Source organism: Phycicoccus endophyticus, from assembly GCF_011326735.1.
GTDB lineage: Bacteria > Actinomycetota > Actinomycetes > Actinomycetales > Dermatophilaceae > Phycicoccus > Phycicoccus endophyticus.
On record NZ_JAANCN010000002.1, the window covers coordinates 74241 to 93749 of the forward strand.

Here is a 19509-nt window from a genome sequence, read left to right on the forward strand (position 1 = left end):
CGAGCGCCTACCGTAAGCGGGATGAGGCGTTCGGTCCCACCGTCGATGCGGATTGGCGAGCTCGCCGGCCGGGTCGGCGTCAGCACGCACGTCCTGCGCGCGTGGGAGTCCCGGTACGGGCTGCTGACGCCCGTGCGCTCCCCCGGCGGCTACCGGCTCTACGGCAGCGACGACGAGCGCCGCGTCCGCGAGGTCGTCAGCCTGCGCGATCAGGGGGTCAGCGCGATGGAGGCCTGCCGCCAGGTGCTCGCCGCTGAGCGGGCCGGCGACGCGGCCACGGGCGGCGAGGGGGACGGTGCCCACGCCGCGCGCGAGAGCCGGCGCGACACCGACCCCATGCGCACCGACCCGCCGGTGCTCGTCGCCCAGCTCCTCGACGCGGTCACCGCCCTCGACGAGGACCGTGCCCACGCCGTCCTCGACACCGCCTTCCTCGACCGCTCCGTCGAGAGCGCCATCGTCGAGGTCGTCGTCCCCTTCTTCGCGCGCGTCGGCGAGATGTGGGAGCTCGGCCGCATCGGCGTCGCCCAGGAGCACTTCGCGAGCAGCCTCGTGCGCCGGCGGCTCGGGGCGCTCTCGCTCACCTGGGGCATCGGCACCGGCCCGGTCGCCGTGCTCGCCTGCCCGCCCGGCGAGTTCCACGACATCATCCTGCTCAGCTTCGGCGTGCTCCTCGGCCGGGCCGGCTGGCGCATCCGCTACCTCGGCCCGGACACCCCCATCGCCTCGCTCTCCTCGGCGGCCGACCTCATCGAGCCCGACGCCGTGGTGCTCGCGGCCCGCCGCCCCGCCGGCTTCCGCGCCCACGGGCCGACCCTGGGGCGGATCGCGCAGCGGCACCCCCTCTGGCTCGCCGGACGGGGCACGACCCCGCGGGTCCTCGACGAGATCGCGGCCCACCACCTCGGGCCCGACCTGGTCGCCAGCGTCTCCGAGCTGACCGAGGCCGCCCGCGAGCGGCGCCGCGGCCTCCAGCGCGCCCCATCCACCGGGCCGTCCGACTCCGAACCCCGCCCGTGACCACGACGACGACCCCGCCCGGGGTCGCCGGGCGGATCGAGGCCGCACTGCGGCCCCTCCTCGGCGGCCCACTGCCGGTGCGCCTGCGGGCCTGGGACGGCTCGGAGGCCGGGCCGGACGCCGGACCGGACCCGGGCGCACCCGGCGGCGTGCCCGAGCGGCCGCTCGTCGAGCTGCGCTCGCCGCGAGCCCTCACCCGGCTGCTCTGGCACCCCGGCGAGCTCGGCGCCGCCCAGGCCTACGTCACCGGCGAGCTCGAGGTCCACGGCGACCTCGGCACCGCGCTCGACACCGTCCGCGCGGCGGTGGCCGAGCGCGGCATCCCGCCGCTCACCGCCACTCGCGTGGTCCGCCTGCTGCCCGACCTCGTCCGGCTCGCCCGGGACGCCGGGGCTCTCGGCCGCCCGCCCGCGCCTCCGGCGACCCAGGCGGTCGTCTCGGGTCGGCTGCACTCCCTCGCGCGCGACCGCGCGTCGGTCAGCCACCACTACGACCTGTCCAACGCGTTCTACGAGCTCCTCCTCGACCCGAACCTGGCCTACTCGGCGGCGTTCTTCGCCGACGGCCCGCAGATGCCCCTCGAGGACGCGCAGGCCGCCAAGCTCGACCTCGTCTGCCGCAAGCTCGGCCTCTCCGACGGGATGCGCCTGCTCGACGTGGGCTGCGGCTGGGGCGCCCTGTCCCTCCACGCGGCCGAGCACTTCGGGGCGCGGGTGACCGGGGTGACGATCTCCGCCGAGCAGCAGGCCTTCGTCCAGGAGCGGGTGCACCGCCGCGGGCTCGAGGGCCGGGTCGAGGTGCGGCTGCAGGACTACCGGGAGGTCCGCGACGAGCCGTTCGACGCCGTGGCCTCCCTCGAGATGGGCGAGCACGTCGGCGAGCGCAACTACGGCACGTACGCGGCGATGCTCCACCGCAGCGTGCGCCCCGGCGGCTACGTCCTCGTCCAGCAGATGTCCCGGCGGGGCGCGCACCCCGGTGGCGGCCCGTTCATCGAGGCGTTCATCGCCCCGGACATGACGATGCGCCCGGTCGGGGAGACGCTCGGCCTCCTCGAGGGCGCCGGGCTCGAGGTGCGCGGCGTGCACGCGCTGCGCGAGCACTACGTGTGGACGGTCGACGCCTGGCACCGAACGCTCGAGGAGCGGTGGGCGCAGGTCGTGGGTCTCATCGGCGAGGAGGGCGCCCGGGTGTGGCGGCTCTACCTCGTCGGCGGCTCGCAGGCCTTCCGGGACCACCGGATGGGCGTCGACCAGCTGCTCCTGCGCCGCCCCGGCGGCGAGCCCGCCGTCACGGACCCGGCCCGCTGATGGGCGAGGGGTTCTCGCTCGGCACGCTCGGCGTCGTCCTCGTCGGCTCGGCGCTCGCGTCGCTGCTCGCGATGGCCGTCACGGCGGTCCTCGCGAAGCGGGCCGGCAAGGTCGCGGTCGTCGACATCACGTGGGGGCTGGTCTTCGTCCTCATCGGGTGGGTGGCGTACCTGCTGGGCCAGCAGTCCGGGCGGTCGCTGCTCCTCGCGCTGCTCGTCACGGCATGGGGCGGGCGGCTCGCGTGGCACATCCGCGGCCGGGCGCTCGGCCGGGGCGAGGACCCCCGGTACGAGACGATGCTGTCGCAGGTGCCCGAGGACCGTCGGTTCCGCTACGCCCTCGTGCGGGTGTTCGGCACCCAGGGCGTCGCCGCGTGGTTCGTCTCGCTGCCGCTGCAGGTCGCGGCGGCCACGGACTCCCGGCTCGGCTGGGTCGCCGCTCTCGGGGTGCTCGTCTACCTCGTCGGCGTGACGTTCGAGGCCGTCGGCGACGCCCAGCTGAAGGCGTTCAAGGCCGACCCCGACACCCAGGGCAAGGTCATGGACCGCGGGCTGTGGCGCTACACCCGCCACCCCAACTACTTCGGCGACTCCGCCGTCTGGTGGGGCCTGTGGCTGCTCGCCGCCGGGGCGTGGCCCGGGGTGCTCACGGTGCTCTCCCCGGTGCTCATGACGTACTTCCTGGCGTTCGCGACGGGGGCCCGGCTGCTCGAGTCGCAGATGGCCGAGCGCCCCGGCTACCGCGCGTACATGGAGCGCACGAGCATGTTCCTCCCGCTCCCGCCGAAGCGCCGCTGACGCAGGTCAGCCGAGGAGCCGGGCGACGGCGTGGATGGCGAGCCCGGCAAGGGCGCCGACGACCGTCCCGTTGATCCGGATGAACTGCAGGTCCCGGCCGACGTGCAGCTCGATCCGCTCGGAGGCCTCGCGCGCGTCCCACCGCTGCACGGTCACCGAGATCACCTCGGCGAGCTCGTCGCCGTAGGTGTTGACGACGAACGAGACGGCCTCGGCCAACCGGGCCTCGACGACGGCCTTCCACTGCGGGTCCTCGACGAGGTGGCGGCCGAGGTGCTCGAGCAGCTCCTCCCCGCGGGCGTGGAAGTACGAGGTCTCCTCCGCCATCGCTCCCTCGAGCGCGGCCCGGAAGGAGCGCCAGAGGCCGACCGCGGTCTCGGTGGCCTGGGGGTGGGTCAGCAGGCGCTCCTTGAGCGCCTCGGCCCGGGCCATGACGCCCTCGTCGTGCTGGAGGTCCTCGGCCAGGCGACGCAGCAGGTCGTCGAGCGCGAGCCTCGCCGGGTGCCGGGGGTCGCTCCGGATCTCCCGCAGCCAGCCGAGGACCTGCTCGTAGGTCCAGGCGATGACGCGGTCGTCGAGCCACGGCGGCGTCCACCAGGGGGCCCGGGCGCCCAGGAGGTCGGCGTACGTGCCGGGGTTCTCGCGCAGCCAGTCGTGCAGCTGCTCGAGCCCGAGGTCGACCAGCCCGTGGTGGGTCGACTCCTCGACGACGCCCTCGAGCAGGGCGCCGGCGATCGGGCTGACCGGCTCCCGGACGAGCCGGGGGACGACGAGGTCGCCGAGGAGCGCACGCACCTCGGCCTCGTCGAACCTGCCCAGGCCGGCGCGCACGACGCGCACCACCTCGGCGAGGATCCGGCGCCGGGTGGCCGGCCGGCCGAGGGAGGCGCCGACCCGCTCGCTGACGTGCGCCGCGGCGAGCCGCTCGCGGGCGATCTCGTCGGTGAGGAAGTTCTCGGTGACGAACTCCTGCAGGTTGCGCCCGATGTCGTCCTTGCGCCGGGGGATGATCGCCGTGTGCGGCACCGGCAGGCCGAGCGGGTGGCGGAAGAGCGCGGTCACGGCGAACCAGTCGGCCAGGGCGCCGACCATGGCCGCCTCGGCCCCGGTGTTGACGTACCCCCAGGCCCCGCCGTGGTCGAGGCGCAGGGTGGCCAGGAAGACGGCCGCCGCGAGGAGCAGGAGCGAGAGCGCGACGAGGCGCATCCGGCGCAGGCCGGCACGCCGGCGCACGTCGGCCGGCGAGGGCTCCATGAGACTCACCCGCCGCATCCTGCCGCACCCGCCCCCCACGGGTGACGTGCCGGCCCGGGGCGCACCTACCCTGATGACGTGCGCTTCCTCAACGGCCTCCAGCCGCAGCTCGACCTCACCTACGACGACGTCTTCATGGTGCCGGGCCGCTCCTCGGTGACCAGCCGGCTCGACGTCGACCTGCGCAGCAGCGACGGCACGGGCACCACCGTGCCCCTCGTCGTCGCGAACATGACGGCCGTGGCGGGGCGCCGGATGGCCGAGACGACGGCACGACGGGGCGCGCTCACCGTCATCCCCCAGGACATCCCGGTCGACGTCGTGCGTGGCGTCATCGCCTGGCAGAAGTCGCGCCACCTGGTCTACGACACCCCGATCACCCTCGCCCCGTCGACGACCGCCGGCGAGGCGCTCGTCCTGCTGCACAAGCGCGCCCACGGTGCCGGCATCGTCGTCGAGGGCGAGCGGCCGGTCGGCATCGTCACCGAGACCGACCTCACCGGGGTCGACCGGTTCACCCAGCTCGCCGACGTCATGGTGCGCGAGATGGTCACCCTCGACGACGGTGTCGACGTCGAGAAGGCCTTCGACGTGCTCTCGCACGCGCGCCGGCGGCTCGCGCCGGTCATCGCCCCCGACGGGCGGCTCGTCGGCCTGCTCACCCGGGCCGGGGCACTGCGGGCCCACCTCTACGCCCCGGCCGTCGACGACACCGGGCGGCTGCGGATCGCCGCCGCCGTGGGCATCAACGGCGACGTCGCGGCCAAGGCAGCGGCCCTCGCCGAGGCGGGCGCGGACGTCCTCGTCATCGACACCGCGCACGGCCACCAGGAGAAGATGCTCGAGGTGCTGCGCTCGGTGCGCGCCCTCGACCTCGGGGTCCCGCTCGTCGCCGGGAACGTCGTCTCCGCCGAGGGGACCCGTGACCTGGTTCGGGCAGGCGCCGACATCGTCAAGGTCGGCGTGGGCCCCGGGGCGATGTGCACGACCCGGATGATGACCGCCGTCGGTCGGCCACAGTTCTCCGCGGTGCTCGAGTGCGCCTCGGCCGCACGCGAGCTCGGCAAGCACGTGTGGGCCGACGGTGGCGTGCGGCACCCCCGCGACGTCGCGCTCGCGCTGGCGGCCGGAGCGTCCAACGTCATGGTCGGCTCGTGGTTCTCGGGCACGCTGGAGTCCCCCGGCGACCTCTACACCGACGAGCAGGGGCGGCAGTACAAGGAGTCCTTCGGGATGGCCTCGGCCCGGGCGGTGCGCCACCGGACCGCCACCGACACCGCCTACGAGCGTGCCCGCAAGGAGCTGTTCGAGGAGGGCATCAGCAGCGCCCGGATGTACGTCGACCCGGAGAGGCCGAGCGTCGAGGACGTCATCGACCAGATCGTCGCCGGGCTGCGCAGCGCGTGCACGTACGCCGGGGCCGCCACCCTGGAGGAGTTCCACGAGCGGGCGACCGTCGGCCTCCAGAGCACGGCCGGCTTCGCCGAGGGCCGCCCCCTGCACACCTCCTGGTAGTCCGGGCGGGCCGTGCCGCGGCCGGCCCGCCCCACCCGGCACCCGGCGGGCGTGCGCGAGGATGAGTCCATGGCCTACGACGTCGCTCGCATCCGGTCGCACTTCCCCTCCCTGGCCGAGGGGGCGGCGCACTTCGACGGCCCCGGAGGCAGCCAGGTGCCGGACGTCGTCGGCGAGGCCGTCGCCCGGACACTGACCTCGGCGATCTCCAACCGGGGCACGGTGACCGCCTCCGAGCGCCGCGCCGAGCAGGTGGTCACCGAGTGCCGTGCCGCGGTCGCCGACCTGCTGGGCGCCGACCCCCGGGGCGTCGTGTTCGGACGCAGTGCGACCGCCCTGACCTACGACGTCGGGCGCGCCCTCGCGGCGCAGTGGGGCCCGGGCGACGAGGTCGTCGTCACCCGGCTGGACCACGACGCGAACATCCGGCCGTGGGTGCAGCTGGCCGCCGCCGCCGGGGCGAGCGTGCGCTGGGTCGACTTCGACCCCGAGACCGGCGAGCTGCCCACCGCGGCCGTCGAGGAGGCGCTGACGCCGCGGACCCGCCTCGTCGCGACGACCGCGGCGGCCAACCTCATCGGCACCCGCCCGGACACCGCGGCGATCTCGCGAGCGGCGCACGCCGTCGGGGCCGTGCACTGGGTCGACGGCGTGCACGCCACCGCGCACGTCCCGGTCGACGTCGAGGCCGTCGGCGCCGACGTGTGGACCTGCTCGCCGTACAAGTTCCTCGGCCCGCACTGCGGGGTGCTCGCCGCCGACCCGGGCTGGCTGGAGACCCTCCACCCGGACAAGCTGCTCCCGTCGCCGGAGGTGGTGCCGGAGCGCTTCGAGCTCGGCACCCTCCCCTACGAGCTCATGGCGGGCACGACCGCCGCCGTCGACCTGCTCGCCCGGCTCGACGACCTCGACGCGCCGGTGACCCCCGAGAACCGGCGGGCCCGGCTGCGGGCCTCCGTCGCGGCGCTGGAGGAGCACGAGGAGCGGCTGCTCGGCGTGCTCGAGCCGGCGCTGCGCGACCGTCCCGGTGTGCGGGTCTTCTCCAACGCCGCCCGGCGCACGCCGACGCTGCTGTTCACCCTGGCCGGGCACGACCCGCAGGAGGTGCGCCGAGCGCTGGCCGCCCGCGGCGTCAACGCCCCCGCGGGCAGCTTCTACGCCGTCGAGTGCTCGCGCCACCTCGGCCTCGGTGACGCCGGCGGGGTGCGGGTCGGGCTCGCGCCGTACACGGACGCCGAGGACGTCGACCGGCTGCTCACCGCCCTCGACGCCACGGGCTGAGCACGCGGCCGGGTGTGACAGCATCGGCCGTATGGTCGCGCTGCTCGAGCCGCTCGAGGCGCCGGTGGACCCGGTGGACGCCCTGCGCCGCATCGCGTTCCTGCTCGAGCGCACCCGGGCGGGCACCTACCGGGTCGAGGCGTTCCGCAACGCGGTGAAGACCGTGCGCGCCCTCGACCCGGGCGAGCTCGCCGAGCGCGCGGACGCGGGCACGCTCCAGGACCTCGACGGCATCGGGAAGTCCACGGCCGGCGTCATCGCGGAGGCGGTCGCCGGTGACCTACCCGGCTACCTCGGCTCGCTCCAGGACAAGGCCGGCGGCCCGCTCGTCGACGGCGGCGAGGAGCTCTACGCCGCGCTGCGCGGGGACTGCCACCTGCACTCGGACTGGAGCGACGGCGGCTCGCCCATCGACGAGATGGTGCTCACCGGTGTCGAGCTCGGGCACGAGTGGATGGTCCTCACCGACCACAGCCCCCAGCTGCGCGTCGCCAACGGCCTCTCGGTCGAGCGGCTGCGCCGTCAGCTGAAGATCGTCGACGGCGTGAACCGTTCGCTCGCCGGCCGGTTCACCCTGCTCAAGGGCATCGAGGTCGACATCCTCGACGACGGCTCGCTCGACCAGACCGACGAGATGCTCGGCCGGCTCGACCTCGTCACGGCCTCGGTGCACAGCAAGCTGCGGATGAACGCCGGGCCGATGACCACGCGGATGGTGGCGGCCGTGAGCAACCCCCGCGTCAACGTCCTCGGGCACTGCACCGGGCGGCTCGTCACCGGCTCCCGGGGCACCCGCCCGCCCTCGGAGTTCGACGCGCGCGCGGTCTTCGAGGCCTGCGCCGAGCACGACACCGCCGTCGAGATCAACAGCCGCCCCGAACGCTGCGACCCGCCCGACGACCTCGTCGAGCTCGCCCTCGACCTCGGCTGCCTGTTCAGCATCGACTCCGACGCGCACGCCCCGGGCCAGCTGGACATGAAGGCCTACGGGTGCGAGCGGGCGGAGCGGCTCGGGGTGCCGGCGGAGCGCGTCGTGACGACCTGGGAGGTCGACCGCGTCCGCGCGTGGGCGGCCGGCGACGGGTAGCGGATCAGGCGGTCCGCCGGCCCGTCCCGAGGTCGAATCATTGAATCAATGTATTGACACAATGTTTCATTGAGGGACATGCTGGGGCCGTACCCGTTCCCGTCTGCGTGAGGAGCATCCGATGAGCCTCCTGGCCCTGGTCGTCCTGCCCGTGTCGTTCGCCCTCGTCCTCGGGGTGCTGCTCGTCGGCCTCCTCACCGGGGTCACCGCCGGTCTCCCCCGGGCGTCCGACGACGTCGGCCGCGCCGCCCGCCGACGCGTCCATCTCGCCACGGGCGCCACGGTCCTCGTCTCGATGGTCCTCGGGGGTCTCGCCCTCCGAGTCGCCGACGACCGCGCCCTGGCCGTCACGCCGCTGGCGATCGCCACCCTCGTCGTCCTCGCCGCGACGGTCCTCGAACGCACGTGGCCCCGGCCGTCGGGCACCCTCCGCACGGCGGGGATCCGGCCCCGGCCGGAACCACCGCGCCTGCTCCACCGCCTGTGGTGGGGCGCCACCTGGTCGCTTGCCGGAGTATGCGTCGGCGGCACCCTGCTCGCCGGCCCCGACGGGCGCAGCGTCGGGGCCGAGTGGGCCACCGGATCCTCGGCCAGCTCGCCGTTCCCGGGGGCGCGGTACGCCGCCCCGATCCTCGCCGCCCTCCTGCTCTGCGTCCTGGTGACCTCGTGGGGGCTGCGCACGGTCGAGCACCGGCCGGCGCTCGATGCCGAGCACGCGCAGCTCGACCGGGCGGCCCGCGTCGCGAGCACCGCTCGACTGCTGCGGGTCAGCACGGTCGGGACACTCCTCACCCTGGCGGGCACCGCGTTCGTCGCGAGCTCCTCCCTCCGGTCGCTCGCCGAGTCCCTCCGCAACAACGGCGCACCGATCCCCGGGCAGGCTCCGTTCGACTGGCGGCAGCACCTCGCCGTCACCCTCCTCGTGGTCGCCGTCCTCGCCCTCGGCCTCGCGGTCGTGGCCCTCGTCTCGGCCCCGACCCGCCGGGACGAGGCGCAGCCGCGGCCTCGAGCATCGGCGCCGGGCGTCGTCGCGCGATGACCACACTGACCGTCGACCTCGGCGCCGCGGAGCCGCCGTACGAGCAGCTGCGGGCGCAGGTCGCCGGGCACATCGCGACCGGGGCCCTCGGCCCCGGCGACCGGCTCCCGACCATCCGCGCCCTCGCGGGGGACCTCGGGGTGGCCACCGGGACGGTGGCCCGGGCCTACCGCGAGCTCGAGTCGGCCGGTCTGGTCACGACGCGCCGCCGGACCGGCACCGTCGTCGCCGCCGGCGTGCCCGCCGCCGACGACGCCGTGCGGCGCGCGGCCCGCGACCTCGCCGGGCTCGCGCGGCGCGAAGGGCTGAGCGAGGTCGAGACGATCGACCTCGTCCGGGCCGCGCTGCGCGGGGCTCCCGGGCCCCTTCCCGGGCGCTGACGCGGGGCGGGACCCGGTTTTGGCGGCGGACGCGGCGTCCCCTATGCTTTCCGAGTCCTCGACGGATCCGAGCGCCGACGGTCCGCGCGACGTGGAGGGTTCGACGAGAGTCGGGTCCCCATCGTCTAGCGGCCCAGGACCCCGCCCTTTCACGGCGGTAGCACGGGTTCGAATCCCGTTGGGGATACGGTCTTGCACAGCCAAGGCCCCGTAGCGCAGTTGGTTAGCGCGCCGCCCTGTCACGGCGGAGGTCGCGGGTTCGAGTCCCGTCGGGGTCGCTCCTCCACGCATGCGCCGCTTCGGCGGCCGCGTCGTGCGGGTCCGGCCAGGTAGCTCAGTTGGTACGAGCGTCCGACTGAAAATCGGAAGGTCGGCGGTTCGACCCCGCCCCTGGCCACTCAGAAGGTCACGACGACCTTGTCGGCGGCGCCGGGGGTGGCGGCAAGGGTCAGCGCCTCGAGGGCGCGCTCGAACGGCAGCGTGTGGCTGATGATCCGCGCGTACCGCTCCCAGTGCTCGATGATCGCGTCGGTCACCTCGAAGATCTCGCTCGGGTACCCCATCGCCAGCCGGATGTCGACCTCCGCGGCCAGCACCTGGGCGAAGTCGACGGGCACCGGCTCCTTGTGCACGGCGGGGATGCACAGCACCGCGCGGTGCTTGGCGGCCCGCAGGGCGTCCTGCACCACCGCCGGCACCCCGGCCGCGTCGAGGTAGACGTCGGTGCCGGCCTTCCCGGCGTGACCGAGGGCGTCGGTCGCCTCGCCGTGCAGCTCGCGCAGCCGGGCGACGACGTCCTCCTCGTCGGAGCGGACCACGGCGTCGGCTCCGACCGCCAGGGCCTTCTCGAGCCGCGAGGGCTGCACGTCGGCGACGACCACGTGCCCCACACCGAGGCTCTTGAGGCTGAGGACGGCGCCGAGGCCGATCGGCCCGGCACCGAAGACCGCCGCGGTGTCTCCCTCAGCGGCGCCGGAGCGGCGCACCGCATGGTGGGCGACCGCCATCGGCTCGTTGAGTGCCGCGACCTCCCAGGGGATGTGCTCGGGGATGACCCGCAGCTGCACCCCGGGCGCGGCGTCCTCGACGAGGACGTACTCGGACAGGGCGCCCTGCGCCCCGCCGCTGCCGAGCAGCCCGTCACGCAGGCGCATCGTGTCGACGACGACGTGGTCGCCGACCTGGAGGCCCGTCACCTGCGAGCCCACCTCGACGACCTCGGCGGCCGGCTCGTGACCGAGCGGCGTGGCCCCCTGACGGGGAGGGATGCCGCCGACGTGGGTGTAGAAGGCGTCGGACCCGCAGATCCCACAGGCCCTCATGGCGAGCAGGACGTCGCGAGGGCCGGCGACGGGCGGGTCGACCTCGACCCACTCGACGCGGTCGGGGCCGGTGACGCGGACGGACCTCATGGGGCCTCCTATACTTGTACTCAGTACAGAAACTCTACGCGCTGCGGGTGGGAGCCCCGCCCACCGGGCCGACCGAGCACCGAGGAGCACCGTGAGCCGACGGACGCCGGGACGACCACCGGAGACCACGCGCGCGCAGATCCGGCACGTCGCCGTCGGCCTGTTCACCACCCACGGGTACGACCGCACGTCGATGGCCGACGTCGCGCGCGCCGTCGGGGTGAGCCGCAGCACGGTCTTCAACTACTTCCCGAGCAAGCGCGACCTGCTCGCCCAGGACCTGCCCGACATCGAGCGTCGGGTCGTGGCCACCCTCGAGGCCGGCGAGGACCTGCCCGTCCTGCAGGCCCTCACCGCCGCCATCGTCGCCGGGGTCGCGCTCCCGCGCGCGGAGCACGACGCGATGGCAGCCCGCTGGGGCGTCGTCCGCTCCGTCGAGGAGCTGCGAGCCCACCACGCCGCCGGGGTCGAGCGGCTCTCCGCCGGGCTCGTGGGCGCCGTCCGCGCCCGGACGACCGCCGACCCCGCGCGGGTCGCCGAGGTCGTCCGCGCCCTGATCGCCGTGGCGGACTCGGTGACCCGGTCCTGGGCCGAGGAGGGCACGCCCGCGGAGGACCTGGACGTCGTCATGCGGGCCCGCCTGGCCCCGTTCGCCGAGGCACTGGCGCCTCTGCTGGAGGGCCCTCCACCGCCGCCGGTGTGAGCCTGGCGACGGTCGGCAGCCGCGCCCCGTGACCGATGGGATGCTGGGGCCGGCGGGGCGTGCGCCCGCCGACCGGGCGGGCTCCAGCGTCACCGCCGGCTGGAGTGGTCATGGACGCCGTGCACCCGGGGTCGACGCCGACCCGGGCCCCGTCCCGCGTGCCCGTCTCGCCCGCCGGGCACGTCGTCGGGGCCCTCGTCAACCTCGTCGTCCTCTACCTGGTCAACGTCGCACCCGGATGGCAGACGCTGCCCTTCCTCACCGACGCCACCCCCCGGGTGCTCGGGCTGGTCAACGCCGCCCTGTGGGTGTCGGCGGCGGCCGAGGCCGTCTACGTGGTCCGGGGCACCGGCCCCGTGCGGGCGGCGGGTGAGGTCGTGACGACCCTCGTCGGGCTGGGCGCCACCTTGCGGGTGTGGGCGGTCTTCCCGTTCGAGCTCTCCGAGGGCTGGCACCTGCTCGTGCGTGGCCTGCTCGTGGTCGCCCTCGTCGGCAGCGCCATCGGCATCCTCGTGGCCCTGGGCCGGCTCGTCGGCGCGCTCGTCGGCGCGGTGGCCCGGCGCTGAGCCCGCCCGCTCAGCCGCGAAGCGCCCGCACCGTGGCGATGGTGTCGGCCTCGTCCGGGCCCTTGTCCTCGCGGTAGCGCAGCACCCTGGCGAACCGGAGGGCGACCCCGCCCGGGTAGCGCGACGAGCGTTGCACCCCGTCGAGGGCCACCTCGACGACCTGCTCGGGGCGCACCCGCACGACGTACCCGTCGATCGGGCCGTCGGCGAGCTCGCCGAAGCGCGCCGTCTGCCAGCGCAGCATCTCGTCGGTCATCCCCTTGAAGGTCTTGCCGACCATCACGTACCCACCGCCCTCCGGGTCGCGAGCCCCGAGGTGGATGTTCGACAGCCACCCCCGGCGCCGCCCGGAGCCCCGCTCGACGGCGAGGACGACGAGGTCGAGGGTGTGCCGGGGCTTGACCTTGACCCAGCCGCTCCCCCGCCTCCCGGCCGCGTACGGAGAGGCCGTGTCCTTGACGACGACCCCCTCGTGGCCCGCGGCGACGAGCTCGTCGAAGAAGCGCGCGGCCTCGGCCGGGTCGGCCGTGACGACCCGCGGCACGAGCAGCTGCGGGGCGAGGGCCGCCAGCACCTCGTGCCGCTCCAGTGCGGGGACGTCGACGAGGTCACGCCCGTCGGCGTGCAGGACGTCGAAGAGGACGGTGGTCAGCGGGGCCTGCGAGCGCAGCCGCCCCACGTCGGCCGTGCTGGCCGTGCGGGCACCGGTGACCTGGAAGGGCGCCGGCCGCCCGCCGTCGAGGAGGACGATGGCCTCGCCGTCGAGGACGAGGTCGCCGCCGGGCAGCCCGGCGACCGCCTCGACGACCTCGGGCACCCGCTCGGTGATCTCCTCGAGGCTGCGGGTGAAGACGCTCACCGCGCCGGCGACCCGGTGCACCTGGACCCGGATGCCGTCGAGCTTGCCGTCGACGAGCATCCGCTCGCCGGCGAAGGACCCCACCGCCTCGTCGGTCGTCTTGGCGGAGGCCGCGAGCATCGGCCGTAGGGGCCGCCCGACGACGAGCCCGACCTCCTCGAGCGCCGCCCGGCCCCCGCGGGCCGCGATGCCCGCCACGACATGCGTGAACCCGGCGAGCATGACGGCCCGACGCACGACGGCGTCGGGGATCTCGAAGGCTCGCGCGAGGGCGGCCTGGACGACGCCGTCGAGCGCCCCCTGCCGGAGGTTGCCGGTGAGCAGGGCGGCGAGGAAGTGCTGCTCGTCGGCCGTCGCCCGCCCGAGCAGCGTGCCGACCTCGGCACGGCGGGCACCGGCCGACCCCTCGCCCGCGAGCGCGGCGAGCCGGTCGAAGGCGGCGTCGACGTCGGCGACCGTGAGGGAGGCCTCGGCAGCGGCCGCGGGCAGCGTGCCGAGCGAGCGGTGCCCCACCCCGAGGCGCCGCTGCGGCAGGACGCCCGAGAGGAAGGCCACGACGGTGCCCACCTCGGCGGCGTCCGCCCGGGCGAGCAGGGCCGCGATCACCTCCGTCTTGGCGGTGCGCGAGCGCGTGGCGGCGACCTCGCGCGAGACCGCGACGAGCTCGCCGAGCGTGACGTCCATCCGGACATCCTGCCCGTCGCTCCCGACATCCCGGGCGCTCCTCGGGGTGACGATGGGGACATGAGCCACCCCCGCGCCCCCCAGCTGCTCGTCCTCGACGTCAACGAGACCCTCTCGGACATGACGCCGGTCCGGGCCCGGTTCGCCGAGGTCGGCCTGCCCGAGCACCTCGCCGCGACCTGGTTCGCCGGGTTGCTGCGTGACGGCATGGCCCTGACCGTCACCGGGGACAACCCCTCCTTCGCCGAGCTCGCACGCGCCTCCTTCGGGTCCCTCGCCGCGACCACCCCCGCAGCGCCGGCGGACGTGCAGCGGGCCGCCGACGCCGTCCTCGAGACGTTCATGGCCCTCCCCCTGCACCCCGACGTCGAGCCGGGCCTGCGTGCGCTCGCGGCGCGCGGCATCCGACTGGTCACCCTGAGCAACGGCGCGTCCGCGGTCGCCGAGGGGCTCCTCGGGCGCGCCGGGCTCGACGGCCTCGTCGAGCACGTGCTGTCGGTCGCCGACGCCCCCCGGTGGAAGCCGGACGCCTCCGCCTACCGGTATGCCCTCGAGGTCTGCGGGGTCGAGCCGGCGGCGGCGATGCTCGTCGCGGTCCATCCCTGGGACACCCACGGCGCGGTGAGCGCCGGCCTCCAGGCCGCGTACGTCGACCGGCTCGGGGTGCCCTACCCGGCGACGATGCGCCCGCCGACACTGACCGTCGGCTCGCTCACCGAGCTCGCCGAGCGTCTCGGGGGCTGAGGGGCACCGCGCCTGCGGCCCTCAGCGCGCCCGGAAGCTCGGCGCCCGCTTGACGACGAACGCGGCGGCACCCTCACGGTGGTCCTCGGTGGCCGCGAGCCGGCGCTGACCGGCGTCCTCGCGGGTGAGGGCGGCCTCGAGGTCGAGCGCCGCGGCGTTGACCGCCGCGGTGGTCTCGGCGAGCGCGAGGGTCGGCCCGCTCGCGAGCTGGGCGAGCAGCTCCTCGGCCCGGTCGGCGAACCCTGCCGCGGGGACGCTCTCGGCGACCAGACCCCACTGCGCCGCGGTGGCGCCCGGGAGCGCCTCACCACTCATCGCGAGCCGCATCGCCCGGGCCCGGCCGACCGCCGCCGTGACGAGGGCGGTGGCTCCGCCGTCCGGCATCAGGCCGATCCGCGCGAAGGCGAGGACGAAGGGGGCCTCGTCCGCCGCGAGCACGTAGTCGCACGCGAGCGCGATCGGGACCCCGATGCCGGCCGCCACACCGTGGACGAGGGCGACGACCGGGGTACGCGCCCCGAGCACCGTCGTGACGAGCTCGGCCCCGGCCTCGAGCACGCCGAGCTGGGCGCCCTCGGCGGTCAGGGGGGCGCCGGAGCAGAACCCTCGCCCCTCGCCGGTGAGGGCGATGACCCGGACGGCCGGGTCGGCGTCGAAGGTGCGGACGGCCTCGACGACCGCCTCGCACATCTCGGGGTCGACGGCGTTGAGCCGCTCCGGGGCGTCCAGGGTGATCCGGCCGATGGCTCCGTCCGCCTCCACGCGGACCCGTGCGGTGCTCATGCCCCCATCCAAGCGCACGACCTGCCGGGAGCCCTCTCGCGGCAGGCCGGACGGAGCGGGCCGGCCGACCTCAGGGCTGGCGGACCGCCCCGCTGCGGATGAGCGCTGCCACCTCGTCGGCCGTGAACCCGTGGGCCAGGAGGTAGCGCGTGGTGTCCGCTCCGGGGGCCGGCGCGGACCCCGGCGGGCGGGCGGGGGTGGCCGAGAACCGGGGCACCACCCGGGGCACGGGATGCCCACCGTCGACGGCCGGGGCGGCCCCCGGGTCGCCGGCCGCACCGAACGTCCCGCGCGCCACGGCCTGCGGGTGGTCCGGCGCCTCGTGCAGGGACAGGACCGGGGCGACGCACGCGTCGCTGCCCTCGAAGGCCGCGGCCCACTCGTCCCGGGTGCGCGCCGCGAACGCCGACTCGAACGCCGCCCGCTGCGCGTCCCACGTCGCCGCGTCGTACTGCTCACCGGCGACCTCGACACCCAGCACGTCGACGAGCTCCCGCCAGAACCCCGGTTCCAGTGCGCCGACCGCGACGAAACGACCGTCGGCACACTCGTACACGTCGTAGAACGGCGCCCCACCGTCGAGCAGGTTCACCCCGCGCTCGTCCCGCCAGTCCCCGGCCCCGAGCATCTCGTGCACCATCGTCACCAGATGTGCCGCGCCCTCGGACATCGCCGCGTCGACGACCTGGCCCCGGCCCGTCGAGGCGCGCCCGACGAGCGCGGCGAGCACCCCGGCCACGAGGTACATCGCCCCGCCGGCGAAGTCGGCCACGAGCGGCAGCGGTGTGGCCGGCCGCTCCCGGGCACCGAGCGCGTGCAGCGTCCCGGAGACGGCGGCGTACGTGAGGTCGTGCCCCGCCCGCCGGGCCCACGGGCCGTCCTGCCCCCAGCCGGTCATCCGCCCGACGACGAGACGCGGGTTGCGCTCGAGCAGCAGCACCGGGTCCAGCCCGAGCCGCTCGAGCACCCCGGGCCGGTTCCCCTCGAGGAGCACGTCGGCCTGCGCGAGCAGCCGGTGCACCACGTCGGCGCCAGCAGGATGCTTGAGGTCGACGGCGATGCTCGGCCGCGACCGCCGCATCCCCCCGGCCAGCGCGAGCGGGCTCGCCTCGCCCGGCCGGTCCACCCGCACGACGTCCGCCCCGAGCTCGGCGAGGTAGGTCGCCGCGAACGGCACCGGCCCGATCCCGGCCAGCTCGACGACGCGGACGCCGGCGAGCGGTCCGCTCACCGCGTCGCCGGGACGAGCTCGCGCAGCCCCGGCAGCACCTGCTCGGCGAAGGTGGTCAGGAAGCGCTCCTGGTCCTGGCCCGGGCCGTGGACCACGAGGTGGTCGAAGCCCAGGTCGGTGTAGAACCGCAGCGTCTCGACGACCTGCTCCGGCTCGCTGGCCACGACCCACCGCTGGGCGACCTGCTCGATCGGCAGCTCGTCGGCGGCCCGCTCCATCTCCTCGGGCGAGTGGATCGAGTGCTTCTGCTCCGGGCTGAGCGACAGCGGTGCCCAGAACCGGGTGTTCTCCAGCGCCCGCTGCGCGTCGGGATCCCACGAGACCTTGACCTCGATCATCCGGTCGATCTCGCCGTGGTCGCGCCCCGCCTTGTCCAGGCCCTCGTCGACGGCGGGCACGAGCTTGTCCCGGTAGAGCTCCTCGCCCTTGCCGGACGTGCAGATGAACCCGTCCCCGTGCCGGCCCGCGTACCGGGCGACCATCGGCCCCCCGGCGGCGACGTAGACCGGCACGGGCACCTCCGGGCGGTCGTAGACCGCCGCGTCCTCGAGCCGGTAGTACTCCCCCTCGTGGGTCACCCGGTCCTCGGTCCACAGCCGCCGCATCACCGCCACCGCCTCCCGCAACCGGGCGAAACGCTCCTTGAACTCCGGCCACTCGCCCGCACGCACCGACCCGACCGCGATCTCGTTGAGCGCCTCGCCCGTGCCGACACCGAGCATCACCCGCCCCGGTGCCAGACAGGCCATCGTCGCGAACGCCTGCGCCATCACCGCGGGGTTGTAGCGGAACGTCGGGGTCAGCACCGAGGTGCCCACCATGACCCGCTCGGTCCGGGCGAGCACCCACGGCATCCACGCGGTCGAGCTCGGCGCATGACCACCCTCGAGGCGCCAGGGCTGGAAGTGGTCGCTGATCGTCACCGAGTCCAGCCCCAGCTCCTCCGCCCGTACCGCGAAGCCCGCCAGCTCCCCCGGGGCGAACTGCTCCGCCGACGCCTTGTACCCGACCCTGATGCTGCGCGCTGCCGTCATGACGTCATCCTGCTACACCCCACCGGGCCGGGCCGCCCCCTCGGGGTGCGGACCGACCCCCTCGACCGGTCCGCACCCCGCTCGGTGGTGCACCCGCGCCACCATCCCCCCGGTGGCGCGGGCCTCGCGCCTCCGTCCCCCCGGGAGCGCGATGGGACCATCCTGGGCGCCCGCGCTACGCCCCCGCTGCGAAACCGCTGCGTCCGCCCGAGGACGTCGGCGCGGGGCTACCGTGGCCGCATGCCCCCCACGGACCTGGTCGACCTCGCCGGCCACGAGCAGGTCGCGTTCTGCTCCGACCCCGACACCGGCCTGCGCGCGGTCATCGCGCTGCACTCGACCGCGCTCGGGCCGGCGCTCGGCGGTACCCGCTTCCACCCCTACCCCTCGATGGACGCTGCCCTCGCCGACGTCCTGCGCCTCTCGCGCGCGATGTCGAGCAAGAACGCCCTCGCCGGGCTCGAGCACGGCGGCGGCAAGGCGGTCGTCATCGGGGACCCGCACCGCGACAAGACCCCCGAGCTGCTGCGCGCCTACGGCCGGTTCGTCGAGTCCCTCGCGGGCCGGTACGTCACGGCGTGCGACGTCGGCACCTACGTGGCGGACATGGACGTCGTCGCCGAGGAGACCCGATGGGCCACCGGCCGCTCCCCGGAGCGCGGGGGCGCGGGCGACTCCTCCGTGCTCACGGCCTTCGGCGTCCTCCAGGGGATGCGGGCTGCGGCGCAGCACGTCTGGGGCGAGCCGACCCTCGCCGGGCGGCGGGTGGGGCTCGCCGGCGTCGGCAAGGTCGGGGCCCGGCTGGCCGAGCACCTGCTCGAGGAGGGCGCCGACGTGGTCGTCTGCGACGTCGACCGGTCCGCGGTCGACGCGCTGCGCCGGCGGCACCCCGCGGTGCGCGAGGTCGCCGACGCGGAGGTCCTCGCCCGCACCGACCTCGACATCTTCAGCCCCAACGCCCTCGGCGGCGCCCTCGACGACGAGACCGTCGAGGTCCTGCGGGCCCGGGTCGTGTGCGGAGGGGCGAACAACCAGCTCGCCGGCGACGGCACCGCGCAGCGGCTCGCCCGGCGCGGCATCGTCTACACCCCCGACTACCTCGTCAACGCCGGTGGTGTCATCCAGGTGAGCGACGAGCTGCACGGGTTCGACCTGGATCGGGCCCGCGAGCGCACCCGCGCGATCTTCGAGAGCACGCTGGCGGTCCTGCAGGCCGCCGACGCCGACCGGGTCAGCCCCGCCGTCGCCGCCGACCGGCTGGCCGAGGCCCGCATCGCGGCCGGTGGGCCCGTCCCGTGGCTGCCCGGGCGGCGCTGACCGCACCTCCAGCCCGGTCCGTCGCGTCTCACGGGTCGGGACGCGAGGGCGAGGGCCGCCGCCCGGTCGGGTGACGTCGCCGAGGGCCTGTTCGGCCATGTATCGTTGGCGTCACGATATGCACACCATTCCCGGAGCCGCCCCGCGGCGTGGGATGACCCCCGGCGGGGCCGTCCGACCCTGCGGTGCCGCCCCGGCAGACGCACGAGGGGGTCACGCCATGGGGCGCGGCCGAGCCAAGGCCAAGCAGACGAAGGTCGCCCGGGAGCTGAAGTACTTCAGCCCGGACACCGACCTCTCAGCGCTTGAGCGGGAACTGCACTCCCAGACCGGAGACGGCGACACCGTGGGCGACCGCGGCTGGGACGACGAGGACGACGACGGGCAGTGGGTATCCGGGCGGCGCTGAGCCGCCCCGGACCCCCTCACGGCGGGCCGCGCGGCACCTGAGCCGCCGGCCCGGGTGCCGCCGCAGCATCGGCGCGTCTGCCAT

The 19509-nt window shown here is 75.4% G+C and carries 19 protein-coding genes and 3 tRNA genes; 16 read left to right on the forward strand and 6 right to left on the reverse strand.

Annotated features, from left to right (window positions below; translation table 11 throughout):
- The first annotated feature begins 21 nt into the window (after positions 1–21).
- From G8D98_RS03405 to G8D98_RS03415, 3 genes are read left to right on the forward strand one after another with little or no spacing between them, the layout of a single operon-like run.
- Positions 22–1020, forward strand: a complete 999-nt coding sequence (locus tag G8D98_RS03405; RefSeq protein ID WP_166099144.1) for a MerR family transcriptional regulator — start codon at positions 22–24, stop codon at positions 1018–1020.
- Positions 1017–2330: an SAM-dependent methyltransferase gene (locus tag G8D98_RS03410; RefSeq protein ID WP_166099146.1), complete on the forward strand. Its 1314-nt coding sequence runs from the start codon at positions 1017–1019 to the stop codon at positions 2328–2330. Before G8D98_RS03405 ends, G8D98_RS03410 begins: the two co-directional genes overlap by 4 nt.
- Positions 2330–3127, forward strand: a complete 798-nt coding sequence (locus tag G8D98_RS03415; RefSeq protein WP_166099149.1) for a DUF1295 domain-containing protein — start codon at positions 2330–2332, stop codon at positions 3125–3127. The genes G8D98_RS03410 and G8D98_RS03415 overlap by 1 nt, the downstream gene beginning before the upstream one ends.
- Before the next feature lie 6 nt (positions 3128–3133).
- Here G8D98_RS03415 and G8D98_RS03420 read toward each other — a convergent pair whose 3' ends face one another.
- On the reverse strand, positions 3134–4381 hold the full coding sequence (locus G8D98_RS03420) for a DUF445 domain-containing protein (RefSeq protein ID WP_308788824.1): 1248 nt from the start codon (positions 4379–4381) through the stop codon (positions 3134–3136).
- A gap of 78 nt (positions 4382–4459) precedes the next feature.
- Between G8D98_RS03420 and G8D98_RS03425 the strand changes: the two genes are divergently transcribed.
- From G8D98_RS03425 to G8D98_RS03460, 8 genes are all read left to right on the forward strand, one after another.
- Entirely contained in the window at positions 4460–5896 is a 1437-nt protein-coding gene (locus G8D98_RS03425) for a GuaB1 family IMP dehydrogenase-related protein (RefSeq protein ID WP_166099152.1), read from the forward strand.
- Positions 5897–5965: 69 nt separating this feature from the next.
- Complete coding sequence (locus G8D98_RS03430; RefSeq protein WP_166099155.1) at positions 5966–7177, forward strand: cysteine desulfurase-like protein; 1212 nt, start codon at positions 5966–5968, stop codon at positions 7175–7177.
- A gap of 31 nt (positions 7178–7208) precedes the next feature.
- Positions 7209–8264 (forward strand): PHP domain-containing protein, encoded by a 1056-nt coding sequence (locus tag G8D98_RS03435; protein WP_166099158.1) that lies wholly within the window; start codon positions 7209–7211, stop codon positions 8262–8264.
- A gap of 121 nt (positions 8265–8385) precedes the next feature.
- Entirely contained in the window at positions 8386–9303 is a 918-nt protein-coding gene (locus tag G8D98_RS03440) for a hypothetical protein (protein ID WP_166099160.1), read from the forward strand.
- Entirely contained in the window at positions 9300–9683 is a 384-nt protein-coding gene (locus G8D98_RS03445; RefSeq protein WP_166099162.1) for a GntR family transcriptional regulator, read from the forward strand. The genes G8D98_RS03440 and G8D98_RS03445 overlap by 4 nt, the downstream gene beginning before the upstream one ends.
- A 114-nt stretch (positions 9684–9797) precedes the next feature.
- Positions 9798–9870, forward strand: a tRNA-Glu gene (locus G8D98_RS03450).
- A 17-nt stretch (positions 9871–9887) separates the two neighbouring features.
- Positions 9888–9961: transfer RNA gene (locus tag G8D98_RS03455), tRNA-Asp, on the forward strand.
- 45 nt (positions 9962–10006) lie between these two features.
- Positions 10007–10080, forward strand: a tRNA-Phe gene (locus tag G8D98_RS03460).
- A 1-nt stretch (position 10081) separates the two neighbouring features.
- On the opposite strand, the gene G8D98_RS03465 is transcribed toward G8D98_RS03460, so the two are convergent.
- Positions 10082–11095, reverse strand: coding sequence for a zinc-dependent alcohol dehydrogenase (locus tag G8D98_RS03465; protein ID WP_166099165.1), 1014 nt, complete (start codon positions 11093–11095; stop codon positions 10082–10084).
- A gap of 91 nt (positions 11096–11186) precedes the next feature.
- On the opposite strand from G8D98_RS03465, the gene G8D98_RS15315 reads away from it, so the two are divergent.
- Positions 11187–11798, forward strand: coding sequence for a TetR/AcrR family transcriptional regulator (locus tag G8D98_RS15315; protein WP_205859691.1), 612 nt, complete (start codon positions 11187–11189; stop codon positions 11796–11798).
- Positions 11799–11908: 110 nt separating this feature from the next.
- A complete protein-coding gene (locus G8D98_RS03475) occupies positions 11909–12364 on the forward strand; it encodes a hypothetical protein (protein ID WP_166099167.1) in 456 nt (151 codons plus the stop codon).
- Between the two features lie 10 nt (positions 12365–12374).
- Here G8D98_RS03475 and G8D98_RS03480 read toward each other — a convergent pair whose 3' ends face one another.
- Positions 12375–13907 (reverse strand): ATP-dependent DNA ligase, encoded by a 1533-nt coding sequence (locus G8D98_RS03480; protein WP_166099169.1) that lies wholly within the window; start codon positions 13905–13907, stop codon positions 12375–12377.
- Between the two features lie 60 nt (positions 13908–13967).
- Here G8D98_RS03480 and G8D98_RS03485 point away from each other — a divergent pair, with 60 nt between their 5' ends.
- The gene (locus G8D98_RS03485; RefSeq protein WP_166099172.1) at positions 13968–14651 is read left to right on the forward strand and encodes a haloacid dehalogenase type II; all 684 of its coding nucleotides are present in this window, start codon (positions 13968–13970) and stop codon (positions 14649–14651) included.
- A gap of 21 nt (positions 14652–14672) precedes the next feature.
- Here the strand turns inward: G8D98_RS03485 and G8D98_RS03490 are convergent, their stop codons facing one another.
- From G8D98_RS03490 to fgd, 3 genes are all read right to left on the reverse strand, one after another.
- On the reverse strand, positions 14673–15434 hold the full coding sequence (locus tag G8D98_RS03490) for an enoyl-CoA hydratase-related protein (protein WP_166099174.1): 762 nt from the start codon (positions 15432–15434) through the stop codon (positions 14673–14675).
- 70 nt (positions 15435–15504) lie between these two features.
- Positions 15505–16665: a CaiB/BaiF CoA transferase family protein gene (locus G8D98_RS03495; RefSeq protein WP_166099177.1), complete on the reverse strand. Its 1161-nt coding sequence runs from the start codon at positions 16663–16665 to the stop codon at positions 15505–15507.
- Entirely contained in the window at positions 16662–17699 is a 1038-nt protein-coding gene (gene fgd / locus G8D98_RS03500; protein ID WP_166099179.1) for a glucose-6-phosphate dehydrogenase (coenzyme-F420), read from the reverse strand. Before fgd ends, G8D98_RS03495 begins: the two co-directional genes overlap by 4 nt.
- 240 nt (positions 17700–17939) lie before the next feature.
- Between fgd and G8D98_RS03505 the strand changes: the two genes are divergently transcribed.
- A complete protein-coding gene (locus G8D98_RS03505; protein WP_166099180.1) occupies positions 17940–19016 on the forward strand; it encodes a Glu/Leu/Phe/Val family dehydrogenase in 1077 nt (358 codons plus the stop codon).
- 220 nt (positions 19017–19236) lie between these two features.
- Positions 19237–19425 carry a DUF3073 domain-containing protein gene (locus tag G8D98_RS03510; protein ID WP_166099183.1) on the forward strand — a complete coding sequence of 63 codons (189 nt, stop codon included), beginning with the start codon at positions 19237–19239 and terminating at the stop codon, positions 19423–19425.
- Positions 19426–19509: the final 84 nt, after the last annotated feature.

Excerpts from the sequence above, each read along its gene's own strand:
- G8D98_RS03405 (WP_166099144.1), top strand. The coding sequence starts at position 22 with ATGAGGCGTTCGGTCCCACCGTCGATGCGGATTGGCGAGCTCGCCGGC.
- G8D98_RS03415 (WP_166099149.1), top strand. The coding sequence starts at position 2,330 with ATGGGCGAGGGGTTCTCGCTCGGCACGCTCGGCGTCGTCCTCGTCGGC.
- G8D98_RS03420 (WP_308788824.1), bottom strand. The coding sequence starts at position 4,381 with ATGGAGCCCTCGCCGGCCGACGTGCGCCGGCGTGCCGGCCTGCGCCGG.
- G8D98_RS03430 (WP_166099155.1), top strand. The coding sequence starts at position 5,966 with ATGGCCTACGACGTCGCTCGCATCCGGTCGCACTTCCCCTCCCTGGCC.
- G8D98_RS03435 (WP_166099158.1), top strand. The coding sequence starts at position 7,209 with ATGGTCGCGCTGCTCGAGCCGCTCGAGGCGCCGGTGGACCCGGTGGAC.
- G8D98_RS03440 (WP_166099160.1), top strand. The coding sequence starts at position 8,386 with ATGAGCCTCCTGGCCCTGGTCGTCCTGCCCGTGTCGTTCGCCCTCGTC.
- G8D98_RS03445 (WP_166099162.1), top strand. The coding sequence starts at position 9,300 with ATGACCACACTGACCGTCGACCTCGGCGCCGCGGAGCCGCCGTACGAG.
- G8D98_RS03465 (WP_166099165.1), bottom strand. The coding sequence starts at position 11,095 with ATGAGGTCCGTCCGCGTCACCGGCCCCGACCGCGTCGAGTGGGTCGAG.
- G8D98_RS03475 (WP_166099167.1), top strand. The coding sequence starts at position 11,909 with ATGGACGCCGTGCACCCGGGGTCGACGCCGACCCGGGCCCCGTCCCGC.
- G8D98_RS03480 (WP_166099169.1), bottom strand. The coding sequence starts at position 13,907 with ATGGACGTCACGCTCGGCGAGCTCGTCGCGGTCTCGCGCGAGGTCGCC.
- G8D98_RS03485 (WP_166099172.1), top strand. The coding sequence starts at position 13,968 with ATGAGCCACCCCCGCGCCCCCCAGCTGCTCGTCCTCGACGTCAACGAG.
- G8D98_RS03490 (WP_166099174.1), bottom strand. The coding sequence starts at position 15,434 with ATGAGCACCGCACGGGTCCGCGTGGAGGCGGACGGAGCCATCGGCCGG.
- fgd (WP_166099179.1), bottom strand. The coding sequence starts at position 17,699 with ATGACGGCAGCGCGCAGCATCAGGGTCGGGTACAAGGCGTCGGCGGAG.
- G8D98_RS03505 (WP_166099180.1), top strand. The coding sequence starts at position 17,940 with ATGCCCCCCACGGACCTGGTCGACCTCGCCGGCCACGAGCAGGTCGCG.
- G8D98_RS03510 (WP_166099183.1), top strand. The coding sequence starts at position 19,237 with ATGGGGCGCGGCCGAGCCAAGGCCAAGCAGACGAAGGTCGCCCGGGAG.